Here is a 1,618-nt window from a genome sequence, read left to right as displayed (position 1 = left end):
TACGATGATGTGGCGTAGTGGCACGGACGCAGGGCGAATCGGGGCCGCCGAAGGCAATAATCGCCAAGTAATTTTTCGCTGCTGAAATCGGACGGACCCCATTTCAGCTTTCGCGAAAAATCTTGGCGCGCTTGAATCACATTTAATATCAATTACTTAAAGAACGTCTTCTTTTCTTATTTGGTCTCGATACGCTATTACCACGGCAAGTACGGAAGAGTCAGTTTAATTTGATTGAATAGGGTTATCAGGTGATTGTCTTGTTCCGACCCATTTTTGACACTCGCGCTTCTCCAAAGCCGCCAGTCGGCAAAATACAGATATTTGGAACGGGCGGGCTAAAAAGCAGTCGTTAGCGACCGCATCCAACGGCCAAAACCGGCCAAAAAAATATCTTTGATCACTGACTGCAAACTGGGTCATTGCCGCCAATGATTTGGCTTGGGTCAAAAATCCAGTTAAAACCTAAGCTACTTATGAAAATCACGGCGTTGCTGGTCCGGAATGTTGCGTAAGCTACGCTGCGACTCGAACGCCTAGCTTAAGGATACGGTAAGGGTCAACATGACAACCTCCAATTACATCTATTGGCTCAGTTTGGATGATATACGGAAGGGGAAAATCCTTGCAGTTCACAGATTTATTGTTGCAACCTAAGTTTCGTGGTAGATATACTGTTAACAGCTTTATAACTTGTTAGCGGGAGAAGGAGACGATGGGAGCATTACTTACTTCAACGGTTATTGCGGCGATTGTTGCTGCTGCTGTTGCCTTTTGGACTGCACAGAGAAAAATAAGCATTGAAAACATTACACAGGATCGTAGAGCGTGGCGCGAAAAAATCAGAAATAATGCTCTTTCAGTTCACGATGCACTGATTTCGCGAGATGAAAAATCACTTAATAAACATAGAGCGGAGTTTGCGGCACTGCTCAACCCAAACGATAAAGATGACGTAATCGTTTAGCCCCCCATCACTAAAAAAGTAGCATCTCCCGTTAAAACATGAAAAGCTATAGGACATGACGTTGAGCGACCGAGACCTTAGCCAAATGGACACGGACTATCTGGATGATTTGCCGGAGGGTGAGTTGCGTCCATTGAGTAAGCAACTGTTGGTGGATCTCAAAGAAGCCCGAGAACGACTCAAACAATCCCCGGATACGAGTTCGCGTCCGCCGTCATCCCGGGAGCCTTGGCAATCGAATCAATCCAGCGCCGAACCGTCGGAAGAAGCGCCGGCAACGGACGACTTGTCGGCACTGGATTCGTCTGAGTCTTCGTCAGATGACTTACCTAGCCAGGACTCGGCAACACCTCCGGCGGCGACCGGTCATAGCGAAAAGCCTAAAAAAGCCGGGCGCCAAGTCGGTAACCCAGGCTATAGCCGCAACCTGACCTTACCGGTGACACGGACGATTGAGCATCGCCCGGATGGCTGCGCCGCGTGTGGGCAATCGTTTGCCGACAACACCGACTATCGACCCTGGAACGCCCGGTTCGAACTGGAGCTTGAAGTCGGCAACGCCGAATCGCCGAAATTACAAATCGAACATAGCCGACATGACTACTTCTCGGCGACCTGTCCCTGCGGTCATCAAACCCTTGCCGAGCCCGG

At 49.3% G+C, this 1,618-nt stretch carries 1 protein-coding gene and 1 pseudogene; both read left to right on the top strand.

What is annotated here, in order from left to right:
- The first annotated feature begins 715 nt into the window (after positions 1-715).
- Positions 716-967 carry a hypothetical protein gene (locus METBU_RS0114250; RefSeq protein WP_017841278.1) on the top strand — a complete coding sequence of 84 codons (252 nt, stop codon included), beginning with the start codon at positions 716-718 and terminating at the stop codon, positions 965-967.
- 85 nt (positions 968-1,052) lie between these two features.
- A pseudogene (locus tag METBU_RS24240) lies at positions 1,053-1,618 on the top strand (hypothetical protein); the annotation flags it as partial.

The organism is Methylotuvimicrobium buryatense 5G (genome assembly GCF_000341735.1).
GTDB classification, from domain to species: Bacteria; Pseudomonadota; Gammaproteobacteria; order Methylococcales; family Methylomonadaceae; genus Methylotuvimicrobium; species Methylotuvimicrobium buryatense.
Note: the sequence above shows the minus strand (reverse complement) of the source record. Positions and strands in the feature narration are given on the sequence as shown.

Bases quoted from the DNA above. Each gene is read 5' to 3' on its own strand.
- METBU_RS0114250 (WP_017841278.1), top strand. From the start codon at position 716: ATGGGAGCATTACTTACTTCAACGGTTATTGCGGCGATTGTTGCTGCT.